Origin of the sequence: Myxosarcina sp. GI1, from assembly GCF_000756305.1 — a bacterium.
In the GTDB taxonomy this organism is placed as follows: Bacteria; Cyanobacteriota; Cyanobacteriia; order Cyanobacteriales; family Xenococcaceae; genus Myxosarcina.
In genome coordinates this window covers 183,395-200,014 of sequence record NZ_JRFE01000022.1, presented here as the reverse complement: position 1 = coordinate 200,014, position 16,620 = coordinate 183,395, and the positions used below count along the sequence as shown (strand labels likewise).

14 protein-coding genes are annotated in these 16,620 nt (G+C 40.0%); 5 read left to right on the top strand and 9 right to left on the bottom strand.

Annotated elements, in window-relative coordinates; all coding sequences use genetic code 11:
• Positions 1 to 105 precede the first annotated feature (105 nt).
• Positions 106 to 618 (top strand): serine O-acetyltransferase, encoded by a 513-nt coding sequence (locus tag KV40_RS16300; RefSeq protein ID WP_036483623.1) that lies wholly within the window; start codon positions 106 to 108, stop codon positions 616 to 618.
• Positions 619 to 654: 36 nt separating this feature from the next.
• Positions 655 to 1,647: a glycosyltransferase family 2 protein gene (locus KV40_RS16295; protein ID WP_036483620.1), complete on the top strand. Its 993-nt coding sequence runs from the start codon at positions 655 to 657 to the stop codon at positions 1,645 to 1,647.
• A 146-nt stretch (positions 1,648 to 1,793) separates the two neighbouring features.
• Here the strand turns inward: KV40_RS16295 and KV40_RS16290 are convergent, their stop codons facing one another.
• The 7 genes from KV40_RS16290 to KV40_RS16265 all read right to left on the bottom strand — a co-directional run bounded on the left by KV40_RS16290 (position 1,794) and on the right by KV40_RS16265 (position 11,689).
• Positions 1,794 to 3,290, bottom strand: a complete 1,497-nt coding sequence (locus KV40_RS16290) for an HlyD family efflux transporter periplasmic adaptor subunit (protein ID WP_036483618.1) — start codon at positions 3,288 to 3,290, stop codon at positions 1,794 to 1,796.
• Positions 3,291 to 3,298: 8 nt separating this feature from the next.
• A complete protein-coding gene (locus KV40_RS16285) occupies positions 3,299 to 5,545 on the bottom strand; it encodes a peptidase domain-containing ABC transporter (protein WP_036483616.1) in 2,247 nt (748 codons plus the stop codon).
• 364 nt (positions 5,546 to 5,909) lie between these two features.
• Positions 5,910 to 6,068: a hypothetical protein gene (locus KV40_RS34990; RefSeq protein ID WP_156114053.1), complete on the bottom strand. Its 159-nt coding sequence runs from the start codon at positions 6,066 to 6,068 to the stop codon at positions 5,910 to 5,912.
• A gap of 381 nt (positions 6,069 to 6,449) precedes the next feature.
• A complete protein-coding gene (locus KV40_RS16280; protein WP_036483614.1) occupies positions 6,450 to 6,824 on the bottom strand; it encodes a hypothetical protein in 375 nt (124 codons plus the stop codon).
• Between the two features lie 590 nt (positions 6,825 to 7,414).
• Positions 7,415 to 7,789 carry a hypothetical protein gene (locus KV40_RS16275; RefSeq protein WP_036483611.1) on the bottom strand — a complete coding sequence of 125 codons (375 nt, stop codon included), beginning with the start codon at positions 7,787 to 7,789 and terminating at the stop codon, positions 7,415 to 7,417.
• 477 nt (positions 7,790 to 8,266) lie between these two features.
• Complete coding sequence (locus tag KV40_RS16270) at positions 8,267 to 9,943, bottom strand: alpha-glucosidase (protein ID WP_036483607.1); 1,677 nt, start codon at positions 9,941 to 9,943, stop codon at positions 8,267 to 8,269.
• 6 nt (positions 9,944 to 9,949) lie between these two features.
• Entirely contained in the window at positions 9,950 to 11,689 is a 1,740-nt protein-coding gene (locus KV40_RS16265; protein WP_036483604.1) for an alpha-glucosidase family protein, read from the bottom strand.
• Positions 11,690 to 12,526: 837 nt separating this feature from the next.
• Here KV40_RS16265 and KV40_RS16260 point away from each other — a divergent pair.
• Together KV40_RS16260 and KV40_RS16255 are read left to right on the top strand one after the other, a co-directional pair.
• Positions 12,527 to 12,874: a hypothetical protein gene (locus KV40_RS16260; RefSeq protein ID WP_036483601.1), complete on the top strand. Its 348-nt coding sequence runs from the start codon at positions 12,527 to 12,529 to the stop codon at positions 12,872 to 12,874.
• A gap of 454 nt (positions 12,875 to 13,328) precedes the next feature.
• A complete protein-coding gene (locus KV40_RS16255; RefSeq protein WP_036483600.1) occupies positions 13,329 to 13,625 on the top strand; it encodes a hypothetical protein in 297 nt (98 codons plus the stop codon).
• Here the strand turns inward: KV40_RS16255 and KV40_RS16250 are convergent.
• Positions 13,585 to 14,109 (bottom strand): DUF1643 domain-containing protein, encoded by a 525-nt coding sequence (locus tag KV40_RS16250; RefSeq protein ID WP_036483598.1) that lies wholly within the window; start codon positions 14,107 to 14,109, stop codon positions 13,585 to 13,587. The two genes, KV40_RS16255 and KV40_RS16250, sit on opposite strands and share 41 nt — an antisense overlap.
• A 366-nt stretch (positions 14,110 to 14,475) precedes the next feature.
• Between KV40_RS16250 and KV40_RS16245 the strand changes: the two genes are divergently transcribed.
• Positions 14,476 to 14,796: a hypothetical protein gene (locus KV40_RS16245; protein WP_036483597.1), complete on the top strand. Its 321-nt coding sequence runs from the start codon at positions 14,476 to 14,478 to the stop codon at positions 14,794 to 14,796.
• Positions 14,797 to 14,815: 19 nt separating this feature from the next.
• Here the strand turns inward: KV40_RS16245 and KV40_RS16240 are convergent, their stop codons facing one another.
• Positions 14,816 to 16,600 (bottom strand): N-acetylmuramoyl-L-alanine amidase, encoded by a 1,785-nt coding sequence (locus KV40_RS16240; protein ID WP_036483595.1) that lies wholly within the window; start codon positions 16,598 to 16,600, stop codon positions 14,816 to 14,818.
• Positions 16,601 to 16,620: the final 20 nt, after the last annotated feature.

Below are 16,620 nucleotides of genomic sequence, written 5' to 3'. Positions count from 1 at the left end.
CGAACTCAAGCATAACTCCTGGTTGCATACTTTAATATCTGCTTTCTTATTTCTAAATAGTGCCTGGCATTTAAAACCTTCTTATTAAATAAAACTTTAGTCTCAATGAAAACATATTCCGAATCAAAACTTTACTGCACAATTTCTGCGATCGAGCCAGACTGGGAACGCGAAAAAATAGACCGCTGGTGGAGTCCTAGCAAACAGCTACTTAAATCTATTCGTGATTATCAAAAGTGGAAAAAACAAGGTGGGCTTATGGCGTTTTTAGCCACTCGCACTAACGTTATCTGGCATCGATTCTGGAGTATAGTAACTGGTGCCGATATTCCACTCAACTGTCAGTTAGGAGGAGGATTACTGCTAGTTCATCCCAATGGCATTGTCATTCATCCTAATGCAACTATTGGCGTAAACTGTCTAATTTTTCAACAGGTGACAATTGTTGAAGGAGTCAAAATTGGCGGTCATGTCGATATTGGTGCGGGGGCAAAAATCATCCGTGCTGTAACTATTGGCGACCATGCCCGAATTGGTGCTAATGCAGTAGTTGTTAGCAATGTGCCAGTAGGGACAACCGCTGTAGGTATACCAGCCAAAATTTTGCCCAATTGCTAAACCTTTTATTTAAGAACTTGAGAGAACATAAAAATTATGATGGGATTGGTTGTTATCGGACGTAATGAAGGAGATTTACTACGCCAATGTTTGCTTTCGGTTATCGGCAAAGTAGATCGTATAGTATACGTTGACTCTGGTTCGACCGATAATAGTATCGAGATGGCTCGCTCTATGGGAGTAGATGTAGTAGAGTTGGATCTGTCCCAACCTTTTACGGCAGGGCGAGCTAGAAATGAAGGATTTTTTTATTTAGTGCGGAAATATCCCCAAGTTCGACTAGTCCAGTTTGTTGATGGAGACTGCGCCGTAGTACCAGAATGGTTGGATACTGCTAGAAATACTTTAGAGTCTCAAGCAAATCTGGCGATCGCTTGCGGTCGTCGTCGAGAACTTTTTCCAGAAAATTCTATTTATAATCGTTTGTGCGATCTTGAATGGAATACACCAATAGGAGAAGCTAAAGCCTGTGGCGGTGACTTTATGGTAAGAGTTTCAGCCTTCGAGAGAGTACGAGGTTTTAATGAAGTGATGATTGCTGGCGAAGAACCAGAACTATGCGTACGGTTGCGCCAACAGGAATGGAAAATTCTTCGTATTGATGCAGACATGACTTTACACGATGCCCGAATTACTAAATTTAAACAGTGGTGGCGGCGAACTTTAAGGAGTGGTTATGCCTATGCTGAAGGTGCTTGGCTTCATGGACGAACACCCGAACGACATTGGGTAAAAGAAAGTCGCAGTATCTGGTTTTGGGGGTTGATTTTACCAGTTATAGCGATCGCTTCAATCGTACCTTCTCATGGTTGGAGTTTGTTACTACTGGCACTCTATATTGTAGCTATCTGTCGCGTTTATTTCAGCGTTGTGCAGGGAATAGGCGATCGCGCGATCGCTTTGGCTTACGCTGTTAGTTGTATTGTGAGTAAATTTCCTCAAGCTCAAGGTCAAATTCAGTTTCATTTAAGTAGACTAACTGGAAAACGTCGCAAGCTTATTGAATATAAACTAATCGGTAGCGAGTAGACTCACATCTTGCACCAGTACAAGTAAACTTAATAATCAATTTATTATCCTTTACTTTTATACCACAAGACAGTTACGGCTTAGGTGCAAGATCTCAGTAGAGACAATTTGCAAATCGCTCTTACTAACCACTAACTACTAACTATTTAAATATCAGTCAATAACTTGGCTTTTCTAAGCAAGAATTTTAAAACGGTTTCTTCCCTAGTAACAATATCGGTCGTACCTTCCATTCCCGATTGAAGCAGACATTGATGCTGCTGGCGTTGGAGAAGATCTGTTTCAGGCGCGATCGTTACCTCATAAAAGGCTTTACCACTTGGAATATTAGCTTGAGCAGCACCTCGAGCATTGTCGGCTTGTGGGGCGATCGCATCTGGGGCAATTTTGGTTACCGTTCCTTTTAACGTGCCGTAGTCGGGATAGGGACAGGCAGAAATTTTGGTGCTGGTAGTTTGATTGGTTTTAATTTTGCCAATTTCTTTGGCAGAAATCATCGCTTTGAGGGTTAAAGTGGCATCTTTAGGGGCAATTTGGGCGATTTTATCTCCTGCTACTACAGTTTGTCCCGTATTGCGGAGATTGAGTTGAAAAATCGTACCGTCAGCAGTAGCGGTAATAATACTTTGCTGTAATTCTCTTTCTACCTGCTGTAGCTCGCTCCGATCGCGATCGATCTGATTTTGTAGTTCGATGCGCTGTTGCCCTAAAGCCTGCTGCTCTTTTTGTAGATTGGCAATGGTAGCTCTGCCTACTGCCTGTTCCTGGGCAATATTGCTACGAGCGATCGCCACTTCGGCATCGCTAGGGTTGAGAGCGGCACGAACACTATTCTTTCTCGCCTGTGCCGCAGCTACCGCCCGTTCTCTGCGAGTTATTTCCTGTTGCTGTCTTTTAATCGTTGCCTGTTTGCCATAAACTTGTTCCTGTAGTTGCACTACACTTAGTTTAGCTTCTTCTAAGAGGTCGCGCGATAAGGCTCCCGAATCAGCAATAGTTTGATAGCGATCGCGTTTGGCTACAGCAGCACTCAATTCTGCTTTACTGGAGTTCCAGTCGGCAGTAACGGTAACTAAATCTGTCTTGGCTTGGTTTAATTCTTCGGCAGCTAGTTGCAGGTTGGCTTCTGCTTCTTCTGCTTCAGCAGCAGTAGTGATCGTAAGGTTTTGATATTCTCTCTGGCGGCGAGCTAATTCGGCATTGGCAGAGATAACAGCGCGGTCGAGGCGATCGGTTTCTGCAAGTATACGGTTGTTTTGAGCGGCTATTTGGGCTTGTAGTTGTTGTAGCTGTAGTTTTGATTGTCTGATGTTGTCTTCTAACTGAGTCTGTTTGGTTTCCAAACGAGAACCGTCTAAAATAGCGATAATATCTCCTCGTTTGACCGCTTGATTTTCTTTAACTCGCAACTCGGTAATCGTGCCTGGAGTTGCTGCTTGAACGATACGTAATTCACCAGCAGGACGCAGACTAGCTGGAGCTTTGACAGTTTCTTTAAATTTAGCCACAGAAGTCAGAGGAACGGTTAGTCCTACAGTAGCAACAACAAACACGCCGCCAAAGATAATCCAACGACCAATAGGTGGCAAAAATTCGTTGTCGTTTAATTGGGGTAAAAAACCCGTGTGGGAATTGCTAGTCATGATTTTAATTAAAAATGGTTTGAGTTAGCAGTTTTGGCGTTACCGTTAGCTGAATTGCCATTAACAGCAAAGCTAGAAGAATTAAGTAATAGACTGTGAGTTGGAGGGACGATATTGTCTAAGAAATTTAAGTGTTCGCCAGCTACTAAAGCTAAATCTTCGGGAGTACCTTGTATTTTTAGTTTTCCTGTTTCGAGCATAATAATCCAGTCGGCACGTTGAATTACTTTGGGACGATGGCTGATGAGAATTGTAGTTTTGCCCCGTCGGTGTTCTAGCAATTGCTCTAACACCTTAGCTTCGCTAACGGGATCGAGCGCACCTGTAGATTCATCTAAAATTAAAACTGGTGGGTCGGTAACAATGGCTCTGGCTATTGCCAGTCTTTGCTTTTGACCACCAGATAAGTTAGCTCCAAACTCTCCTAAAACTGTTTGATACTTATCTGGTAGTTCGCTGATAAATTCGTCGGCACCAGCGATTTGACAAGCTCTAACAATTTGCTCGAAATCAACTTGAGGATAGCTAAAGCGAAAATTTTCTAAAATCGAACGACTCCAAAAATGAGGCTCTTGGGGTACTAGCACTATCTGCTGGCGCAAGCATTCTAAAGAAAGATCTTGCTGATTGTAGGCATCGTAGCGAACGTTGCCCGACTGCGAGGAATACAAACCAGCTAACAGTTTGGCAAGGGTACTCTTACCACAGCCAGATTGACCGATTAAAGCGATGACTTTACCACCAGGAATAGTTACCGAGAAATCTTCTAAAAGATCGACTCTTCCAGCATGATGAAAATTGAGCTTATTACAAGTAATATTGGCATCACCAGAAATTTCTGCCCAAGGCTTTTGGAAATCTTTTTCGTCTTCTGGCGTAGCGTCAATTACTTCGGTCAAACGTTGAATGACTACCTGTGCCGTAATAAATTCATCAATCAAGCCAATTGCCGCACCCAAAAAACCGAGAAAGTTGCCGCTCATGCCGTTAAATGCCAGTAATTGACCGATGGATAGCTTTTGACTGATTACTAAATAGCTACCCAACCAAAGGATGCTAATCGAAGTAAAAGTGGAAAGAATGCCAGTAATAGTACTGCTATAAAGCCCCAACTTCATCGTACTCCAGCCCAAGTTAGCAAGACGACCATAATTGCTTTGGTATTCTTCCCAAGCTTGGGGTGTGGCTTGGGTCGTTTTTAGTACCTGCACGCCGCGAAAAGTTTCTACTAAAAAGCCTTGGTTTTCCGTACCCAAAACGATCTGGTTGCGTGTTTTGCGCCGTAATGCCGGAAGAAACAGTAGGTTAATTAAGGTAACGATTACAAATGCTCCAATAGAAGCTAGAGTTAGTTCCCAACTGTAAACAATCATCACCGCCAGAGAAATTATGGCAATAAAGAATTGGCTGGGTAAACCCAAAACTATCTGGGAAACCAAAGCATTGATAGCATTGACATCAGCAATACGGCTGACTACTTCTCCACTGCGCCTTCCTTCAAAGTAAGATAAGGGCAAGTGCATTAATTTGCGTCCGTATTCGAGAATTAGCCCTAACTGTAGTTTTTGACCGAAGTGACCGATTAAATGTGACTGAACTAAACTAACTCCACTGCGAAACAGGTTCATGACGATAACAGCGATAGCTACAGTAGTTAGTAGTTGAGTATCGCCTCTGACCAAGACATCATCGGTAAGTAACTGCATCATTATCGGCGAAGCTAGAGAAAGCAGACCAATGGCACAGTTGATGAGTAGGGCTAAGAGCAGAATATTACGATAGGGCCAAACTCGTTGAATGTATTTACTAAAACCTCCAACTTTGTCATTTTCTTGTTGGTAAAAACGACTGTCATCTGGTGTTAGTAACAGCATGATGCCATTACCCCAACCTTCGACTAACTCTTGCCGAGTTAGGTAGCGAATGCCTACGCCAGGATCGGCAATAACGTATTTTTTGCCTTTTTTGCCGTATAAAACTACCCAGTGATAGCCTTTCCAATGAATGATGGCTGGTAGTGGTGCTTCATTGATGCGATCGATAATTTGAGCGGTGGCTTTGACTTGGCGAGCGTTAAATCCAAAGACTTCTGCTCCTCGACTCAAACCCAGCAGGGTGGTTCCTCTCGCTCCCGTCCCGACTGCTTCTCGGATGCGACCGATGGCAAAGGTGCGTCCGTGATGTTTGGCAACCGTGGCAATGCAGGCAGCACCACAGTCTTCTTCGCTATGCTGGAGAACAACTGGATATTTCATTATTAAATAGATTTAATTGGAGAACTTGCTCGATCTAACACAAAGCAATACAGTGAAGTATTAATAATTAACCTTACGTTTGCTGTTTCGTGTATTTATTACGACTAAAAGTTGGTAGTTATGCGTTTAAGCTATGGAAGTAGTCTAAGAAGCGATCGGGAAAAAGTAGAGAAACAGAAAAAAAGTTTTTTGGTATTGCCTCATAGTGGAATGCTAAATGAAGATTTTGTTTACTTATCAATATAAATTCATAGCCTTCTGCAACTATTAATCAACCTTTGCTTTTTTGGAAATAAAATTATTTTTTTTGTTACGATTTAGTTGCGATCGCGCGATCGATAACGGTAGCAATTTCAGACAAACCTTAGTTTTTACAATTTTTGAGACAAATTGTAAGTAACAAAAAAATTGCGACAATGGTGAATTTTTCGACCGCACCACCGCCGACTGTTTCAGAATTTTTTTGCTCTAAATCTACAAATAGGTCTTGTTGGTTAGCAGTCATTTTGTCAATATTTGACATGGTTTTTCTCCTTTGATAAAATTAGCTCAAGTTTTTTAGAAACTAGAATGTACATTGGCAGCAAGCAGTTAAAGTAATACAGCGAAGTATCAGTAAGTAACTTTAGTGTTTGCTGTCTTGTTTTTTTTCGTCAGAGAGTAGAAACTTATGCAAATATTCTCAGACCAAATGTTAGACAATCGGCTTCAAAGCTTTGTTTTTCAGTAATTATGAAAATTTATTTATTTTTGACAACAGCGTTGTTTACTATTTAAAATGAGCTATTGACTGGGTTTCCCTGGTTTATTCAAAGAAACCCATTATTGTTTTAGCTACAACAATCCATTTTTTACATAGCTACACTAGTGCCAAGGGTAGAGTACCAACTCTAAACTTGAATGATTACTGGATTGTTAAGTTTGCTACCGGACCTTCTTCGCCAGTGGTAAGAATTAAATAATCTCCAGTGCGATCGAAGTTATTGTAGCCTTTGGTTAGAGTTTCAGAATTCAATTCATAGCCCTTACCAATTTTGGCATCATAAGTAACATAAGGTTTGTTGAGAGCGTAGAAATAATCTTCTTTATCAGCTCCTACGTAATCTTTTTTACTTACCCATTTTCCATATTGGTTAAGGTATTGAATATTGTAATTAACACCCATACCAGATTTATTGCCAATAGTGTACTTAGACCAACTACCACCACTAATAGCAGACCCTTCTTCGGCAGTTAATTTGACAAACAGTTGTTCGTTGATTTGGTTTAGATTTGACATGATTTTTCTCCTTGAGTAAAGTGAGTTTGAGTTTTTTAGAAACTAGAGTGTACATTGGCAGCAAACATTTGGGATAATACAGCCACGTATTAGATAAGAAACCCTAGCATTTGCTGACCTGTGGAGCTATTACGTTGGGAGTTGTTATTTATGCAGATATTCTCAGACTACATTTTAAATAACTGACCTTAAAGCTTTATTTGACAGTCGTTATAAACTTTCGTTCGTTGCTGGCTACAGCGTATCTAATATTCATTCATAAGTTATTCACTGAGTTTTTTTGACTTTTGGATCTTAAATGTTGAAGTTTAACGTAGTAAGTCAATGGCGCAACTACTTACATTTGTTTGTGCGGTAGTCACTCTAAACTTAAAACTTGGTAGCGATCGCACAAAAAAACTTTTTAAAATGAATTTAAGCAAGCAAAAAAAATTGGGGCAAATACCCCAATTTTTCGATCTTATAAGCTATTAACTGAGTTTCGTTGAGTAATCCTAAGAAACCCAGTGTTGTTTTAGTTAGAACAACCCATTATTGGCGATGAGCGAACTAATGAAGGTAGATCGAAACCTCGAATCCTTGAATAGTTACTAGGCTGTTATATTAGCTATTGGACCATTATTTTCATTAGTCAGAGTTAAGTAACCCCATTTATCAATATCGAAGATATTATATCCAGGAGTTAAATATGCTTTTTTGGGTTCATATCCAGGACCAAATTTAGAATCATATTTGATATAAGCTTCACGAGCGTAGTATGAATCTTCTTCGTAAGGAGCTACATTATCAAAAGCTTTTTTCCAGTTTTTGCCTTTCTTGTAATAAATGGTGTAATTAACATCTTTGCCTGAATAATTACCGATGTAGAAATCATATTTATTATGATTACCTCCACTAATAGCAGAGCCTTCTTCGGAAGTTAATTCGGCAAACAGTTGTTCGTTGATTCGATCGATATTTGACATGGTTTTTCTCCTTGAGTAAAGTAAATTTGAGTTTTTTAGAAATTAGAGTGTACATCGGCAGCAAACAGTTAAGGTAATACAGCGAAGTATTAGTAAGTAACCTTAGTGTTTACTGTCTTTAGCTATTTCATCTGCAAGTATGCACTTAAGCATTTATTTGCAGATGTTATTAAATGCTCTCTCGTATCGGCACCGAATATCCAAAAATTGCAACTGTATTTTGAGCTTTAGAAAACAATATTTAATGGCATCATAACAGTTTCAATCAGGTCGGAAACCGCGATTGTAAGCTGTAAAACAAGCTTTTCAGCTATTTCTAGAGCATTTTTTATTTAAGCTATGAACATAGTTTAAAAAGCGATCGGGAATAAGTAGGGAAACAAACAAAAAAAGTTTTTAGTGCTGCATCATACAAGTTCATTCGTACAGAAATTATACTAATACTCTATATGTTGACTACAGATCGAAAACACCACCTCAATGTTGTTCGTTTAGACAACCAAAAAACACGCCATAGCCAGGAATTTCTACCGTACTGTCATATTGACGATTTTGAAAATCTACTTCGTCGGCTGCTGTACATTTGGGATAGGTAGATAGATCGTAGTGGAGAGGAACGGGACTGAGATTAAATAAGCACAGAATTTGTTGTTCTTCAGATTTACGAATAAATCCGAGTAAAGGTTCTGCGGTATCGAGTAAAGTTAAATTTCCCCAGAGTAAAGCGGGTTGCTGCTTGCGCCATTTAATCAAACGCCGATATTTGTTCAATAGAGAGTTGGAAAAAGTTTCTTGTACGTCTACGGCATGATGGAGATGTTCTTCAGAAATTGGCAACCAGGGTTCATTAGCTTGAGTAAAGCCAGCGTTTGCTGCCAATTTTTGCCAGGGTATGGGAGTACGAGAACCATCTCTGCCTAAAATTGAGGGATATCCAGCCAGTCCAAAAGGATCTTGCATTTTCTCGTAGGGAACATTGGCTTGAGTCAAGCCTAACTCATCACCTTGATAGATACAGCAACTGCCTCTGAGAGAAAGCAGCAGTGCGGCAAACATATGATCGAAAGCTTCGTGGCTGAATTCATCATCAATCTGAAACTTACGCCAGCGAGACTTAAGGCGAGGAAAATCGTGGGTACCACCAGTCCAACAAATCACGCCATCGGCAAACAATTTTTCTACCCGTGTAATTAGCTGGTACATTTTTTCATGACTTAGAGGTTCGTCGCTCATTAGCGAGGAGTTATAAGCCATGTGTAGTCTGTTGCTACCCCGTACGTATTCGCTAGCCGTCAAAATGCCATCTTCAGCAGAGCTAATTTCTGCCAGGGTAGTAGTTTCGGGATAACTATCCATCAACTGACGTATATCTTCTAGAAGCGAAAAAATTTCGGGTTGGCAAAAATTGTAGAGATTTAACTGGGAGAAAAAAGGGTCATTAGCTCCTGCACCGTCAGGCAAAGGGACATTATCGGGGCGAGACGGATTATCTTGAAGAGTGTGATCGTGCAAGAAGAAATTAACTACATCGAGGCGAAAGCCATCAACTCCCAAATCCAGCCAAAATTTCGCTACTGCTAAAATTGCCTCTTTAACTTCTGGGTTATACCAGTTAAGGTCTGGTTGTTCGGCAAGAAAATTATGCAGATAATATTGCTGTCGCTGTTCGTCCCACGTCCAGGCACTACCGCCAAAGGTAGCTAGCCAATTACTAGGGGGTGTGCCATCTGGTTTGGGATCTGCCCAGACATACCAGTCGGCTTTGGCATTGTTTCGACTACTGCGGCTTTCGATAAACCAGGGATGTAAGTTTGAGGTATGATTCCAAACTTGATCGATTAGAATTTTAAGACCGCGCTTTTTGGCTTCTTTGGTTAGCAACTTAAAGTCTTCTATAGTGCCAAAAATTGGATCGACAGCACAATAGTCTTCAATGTCGTAACCAAAATCTTTCATTGGCGACTTGTAAAAAGGCGATATCCAGACTGCATCTACATTTAAAGCCGCAATATAGTCTAACTTATGAATGATTCCTTGAAGGTCGCCAATACCATCGCCGTTGCTGTCAAAGAAACTGCGGGGATAAACTTGATAGATGACGGCACTACGCCACCACTGACGAGTTTGGAACTGTCGATTTGAGGATAAATTCATAAATAGTCACAACTGCAAATTGGCAAAAAAGACTCCATATTCAGGAAGCTTTAAAACATCTTGCCAAATTTTGCCGTCAAAACCCAAGCTAGTTTCTGGAATATATTCATCATGAACCGAGAGATCGTACTCTACAGGTTCGCCACTAAGATTGAACAAACATAGCAAACTCTGTTCGGCATATTCTCGAACAAATCCTAAAACTGGTTCTGGAGTATCGATTAGCCTGAAGTTACCGGCAATTAGGGCTGGCTGCTGTTTGCGCCAGTGGAGTAGTTTGCGCCAGGTATTAAGCAAAGAATTGGGATCGGCATTTTGACGATCTACTGCTTGTGCTAGATGCTTTTTGGGAATGGGCAGCCAAGGATCTTCGCTGTTGCTAAAGCCAGCATTGGGTCTGTTTGCTTCCCAGGGCATGGGAGTACGAGAGCCGTCGCGACCTGGTACGGTAGGATAGAGTGCCTGTCCGAAGGGGTCTTGGATTTTATCTTCGGGGATATCTTTGGGAATTTTAGCCTCGCTCAAACCTAATTCGTCTCCCTGGTAGAGACACAATGCTCCTGGTAAAGATAATAGTAAGGCGGCGATCGCATAATAAAATTTATCGGGATATGGCTGTCCTTCAGCATCAACTCCCGTCCAGCGCGATCGCAAACGACCATAATCGTGATTACCTACCATCCAGCATTGTCCACCTTCGGAAAAATGTTGGAGTACTCGCTGCATCGTTTCGCGCATTAGGTTAGCACTCATTGGTTCTTCTGCCATCAAAGCACTGTTATAGGCTAAATGCAGGCGATTTTCTCCAGTTACATACTCTCCCGACAGGGCAACAGAATCTTCGCACAGCGTTATTTCTCCTAATGTCACCGCATCGCCATAGCGATCGCACAACTCTCGAATGGGATCGATCGCTTCAAGATTTTCGGGACGGCAGAAGTTATATTGAAACATATGTTCGACCATCGGATTATCGCGATCGACTCCATCAGGAAATACACCATTTTCGGGACGAACTGGATTATCACGCAAGTGCTTGTCGTGGACGTAAAAGTTAACCGCATCGAGTCGAAAACCATCGATACCGCGCTCTAGCCAAAACTCAGCACGTTTGAGAATGGCATCTACTACTTCTGGGTTGTGCCAGTTGAGTTCTGGTTGACTGGCGAGAAAATTATAAAAATAATATTGTTGGCGTACTTCGTCCCATTCCCAGGCACTTTTACCCATAAACGCTGAAAGCCAGTTATTTGGTGGCGAACCGTCGGGTTTGGCATCTGCCCAAACGTACCAATCTGCTTTGGGATTATCGCGATTTTTCCGACTTTCGACAAACCAAGGATGTTTGTCAGAGGTGTGATTCCAAACTCCGTCGATTAGAACTTTTATTCCGAAACTATGAGCAATATTCAACAGGCGATCGAAATCTTCTATATCGCCAAACATAGGATCGATATCGCGCATATCAGTAATGTCATAGCCCATATCTTCCATCGGCGACTCGAATATCGGACAGAGCCAAATAGCATCTACCCCCAACGAAGCAATGTAGCCCATTCTGGCAATAATGCCGTCGAGGTCGCCAACACCATTACCAGTAGTATCTTGAAAACTTCTGGGATAAATTTGATAGATTACTGCATGTTGCCACCAGTGACCATTATGCTGTTGATTATTGGCATCTTCCCACGTCCAGGCTCGACGATTAATTACGGAATTTTTCCACCATTTAATGTTAGGCTTCATAGTGTTTGCTATTGTTTTATTAAAGACTTCAAATAATATATAATAACTTTGAGGTTGCTAACTCAATCTCGATTGTTATTTGACTTTAGTGTATTAATTATTCTGACAACATCTTTAATGACGCATCATCTTTCTCTAGGCATAAAAAAAACTCAGTCTATCGGTTGACTTAAAAGACAGGTAATAACTGATTTGTCATAAAGTTAATATTTATTATTATATTTTTTTGTTTTAAGGATATTTAAAAAAAATCGAGTTTATACAATTGGCAAACAGCTGTTAGTTGCCAGCCAAAAATAATAATTATAAAATGCCATTTAGCGACCGCTTCATGACAGCCAGATAAATAAGCAAACGTAATTAATACTAATTTTCAAAAGTAGCAGGAAAAATAGAGAGATTATTTTGTGCGATTGAAGAAGCCGAAACTTCAATCTTTGTCACATTTATTGCCTAATCTTCTCTTAAGTCGCTCGTTGTTTACGTAAATCAGTTTTACTATCCGACGAAGCTGAGAGAGCCATAACTTAAAATGTAACTGTTGAGTTTGTATTATGAGCTTTTTTATGAGTTCTCTTATGAGATTTATGAGAATCAAAGGTGGCAGCTCCAATTAATATTAACTGCAAAAGTTAAAAAACTTAGCTTCATTTACTTTTGAAGTCGAGGTTATTTATATGATTCGTCTTTTACTTGTAGACGATCGGAAACTTGTCTGCCAAAAATTACGGGCAATGCTAAATTTAGAGTCCGCTTTTGAAGTAGTCAAAATAGCTAAATATAAGTAACGGTAGAACTAAACTGGTTTCGGTTTCTATTATTCAAATTACAGCTGCTATGAACACATACAATCATAAATATTCAAGTCGAGAAGAATTAAAACAACAGATAGAGCGAGATAAAGGTTGGTACTTTATTACTTTTGTTGGCAATTTACCTCATAATCGCCCTTATGGTTTTACTCTTCATAACAAGCATTTTGTTTTACTAAAAAATAAACATGAGTTTAGATGTTATTTGCTGCCCTTAAATGAAAATAATGCTGACAATGTTTGCGTTATGGCTTTTCCAGTTGTAGAAAAACAAGGATGTATTTGGTTTTGGCATTCGAAAAATTCCGCAGCCGATCCTATGAAAATTCCTACTATAAACGAATGTGAATCACAGTCTGGTATGAAAAGTTGATTACTGTAACAAGACTTAAAAGTTTTTCGCTTGAGCGAGCGAGTGACAAATATCGGTTTTTAATTTTTACATCTAAGCTAAATCACTTACACAAACAGACAAAATATTAGGCGATCGTATTTTGGTTGCTATTGATTTGGCAGACGGGAGATCGCCTTCTAATTTTAAGTATGAATGCTGAAAGTCTCAAAGCCGAACCAAAATTATGACTACTGCATCACCCGTAGCTGGTTGGGATTCTAGTAAATCGCCCCAGGTGCAACCGCGCCGACACCCTTCGGCTAAAAATAAAAATTACGTTTTTGAGAAATAACTGGCAATTACACTGAAAAAATTGTTTAAAAAGTCCCAAAGATAAGCAAATTTACTGAGTAAATCAAGATAATTTAGTGATATCGTTTGGGAAAATTGACATATATATTGGCATATATAGTTAAATACCCATAAGTATATTATGATTTCTGCTGAATTAATCGCCGAACTAGAGAAAAATACTGAAGACTTGTTTGCTTTATTCGATGTTAAGCAATGCGATATTGCTACTGGTACTTGCGAAATGAGCTTTGGCAAATTTAAAAAACTCAAAAATCAACTTAAAGATTTGAAGCGATCGCTGGCAAATGCTCGTAATTCTGTACTGAACAACTACGATGTTGCCGAATCAATTCGTTTTGAGACGTTAGTGCGACTCAATTTTATTGAAGATTCGACTATCGACGTGCAGTATTTGCTTTCTGAATGGGATGTTTAGCTTTTATCTTATATAAGCTATTGAAAACTTGAGGCATAGTCGTTCTATGAAGATATAAAGGATGACGGGGACAATTTTGTTTGGTGATTCCCAAACAGTAAAGATGGGTATAGTTTTTTAGTAGGTTAAGAACATATAAATCTTGTCTTTGCCAAATTCCATGATTGCCCCAGGCTAAAACAACTTTATCGCTTCGCGAAACAGTTTCTAAAATATATTTGTCGTTATCTTTGCCAATTGGTGCTGCTGTTTGTTTGAGTTGTGATGGCTGCGAGGTACGATAGGCAAAAAGATTGACTACCTCTAATTTGCCGTAATCCCAAGATTTGGCAAAATTAATACAGCGAGTAATAGTCGGATCGTTGACTTTTTCATCGGCACGACTGGGATTTAACATGATGAAAGAAACGGTTTTACTATTACTATTCCATTCACGCCATAGTACATAGCGATAATTTCCAATAATTACTGCTCCATTGTGCATGGTTTTTTAATGCTTTACTAAAATATACTTCTCCTCATAGCAAAAGCGATCGCAGGTTGTGAATGAGAAAATCAAGCAATTGTCATTCATATCATTAGTAGAAATTGATATTATCTCAATAGATAATCTTTCTACAGTCGTTTATTTGCAACTAGTTCTTTCAGTTCGTCGAAATCAATCCAACACTTTTGACTTTTGGCATCAACAAAAAATTTTCAATCTAAAATAATTAATATATATTTATCAATAGTTTTTAAAAATATTTCCTTAAAACAATCAGTACAGTCCTGAAGCTGGTCATGGTAACTATCTTGTTTTGTAATTGATAATTTTAACAACATATAGCAGTTCTCAAATAGGTGAGGAATGATTTTGTATTTAATCTTGGATATCGAACAGCTTCGTACTAAGTATTTAACATTAGTAAATCAAGAACTACCCGCACAGGCAAAGCAGCGCGATTTTCCTGTAAGATTCAACCATTGTTTTGCCAGAATAATTCTTGATAATTTATTCAATCGCTGCTGGTATGAAGTCATCGATCGCAAAAGAGGTGCAGCTTACCAGCAACTATCGGCAGAACAGCTAAAACAAGCAATAGAAATAGCTGAGGCAATAATCCATCGCCCTGATAGCTATATTGACCAGCTAAACCGCAATAGTTTGCGCTGGCGTAATAAAATTTAAATTTTGCTAAGAGGACAAATTATTTAACTCGCCCGAACCACTCTTTAATTCCTTGGGCGATCGCAGCAGCTAACTTTTTTTGTTCTCTAGCGTCGGTAATCCATTCAAATTCTTGTGGGTTAATCATAAAGCCCAATTCCAATAAAATAGCAGGGGCAGTATGAGGACGAGTGAGAGCTAAATTATTCCAATATACGCCATAGTTGGGACGGTTTAAATTTTCGACCAAATAACTATGCAGAAACGAAGCTAGATCTTCTGCTTGGGGATGATACCAAAAGGTACTGATTCCCTGGGTGTTTAAGGCATCACCGCTATCTGGTAAAGCATTGTAATGAATGGAAATTGCCAAATCTGGTTTGGTATTGTTAATGATATCTACTCGCTCTTGCAGAGAAAGATCGGTATCGGTTTCTCTGGTTAAATAAACCGTTGCTCCCATTTTTTTTAACTCTGCCGCTACTAATTGCGACATAATTAAGTTAATTTTTTTTTCGGGATAGCCAGTAGGACCTATCGAACCAGACTCACTACCGCCATGTCCTGGATCGAGTAAAATTTCAATACCTGCTAAAGAGCGATCGCTTAAAAAACTAGAACTTGGTAATATTTGTGGCGAATGGCGTAAAGTAAAAATTAGGTTCGTTCCTTCATAGCGCAGATCGTAACCCCATTGCTGCTGGTTTTTTAGTTGAAAAGTATAGTCAATTTTGGTTGGCGTTACCTGTTGCCAGTCAAGACGTTGAATTACGGGATCGCTTGCGACTTTAATGGTATCGGTTTGGGCAGTGGTGTTATACAAACTCAGGGTAATTTGTTTTTCTCCCTGAGTTACCGCTACTGGTACTGGCGTTTGTAGGGGAAAAATAATTTCTGTGGCACCTGCAATTTGTCTGGAAGTAATACCCCGTATCAAAGAATGGGGCAGTGTGTTACCAACTACAGGTTTGGTTTCTTCGGCTTTAATCCAGCCGCCATAATCTAAACGCAACCATTCTCCTTCTCTGCCCGTTACTCTAGCTCTAGTACCTTTAGGTAGGGGAGTTAAACGCGAATAATCGGTACTCGCACCCGTTCTGGCTACCCCCTCATCGGCAGTGACTTCTACTACTTCGATCTCGGCGCGATCGAGAATAGTTATTTCTCCTGTGCCTTCTTTGGTTACGGTTTTTCCCTGTAAATCTAATTCAAAAATGGGTTTGCCCAAATTACCCGACGTTTCAAAGACGGTGCAGCCTTGATAAATGCCAGCAGCAACATTAACGGTATCGGCTTCGGCAGTTAAAACGGCTGAGTTAGGCGGAAGGGCGATCGCCCTTTGGGGTAGTAGGGCAATACTTTTACCGCCAATACTTACATTAACTTCAGCCTTCGGAGGTGCGATCGCGCCAAAGCAAACAAATTCTTCTGGCAATCGATCGATATTTACGGCAGGAGTAAGAGAATCTTCAGCGAATGCTATTCCCGTCGGAATTTCTGGTACGGCACTATTTCTAATGACAGTTATTTTTAATTCTGCGTTCTGGTGGCGCAAAGTAAAAACATTTTTACCCAACTTTAAGGGAAAGCTAGGAGCAAAATGTCCCATTTTACTTCTATTGGTTATTGCTTTGCCGTTGACTGATACTTCTGCCTCTGGAGATGCAGTACCAATCAAAAATATTTTCTCGGCAGTAGTTTGATGTTCTGGTGGAGGATAAGCTAAAAACAGCGAAGATTTTTTTTGTGCCAGCAAGGGAGTTGCCATCATACTACTGACTATCAAAATATCACTTATAGCTACCAAACCGAGAAAATGTTTCATAAAACTTAGTCGAACAAATC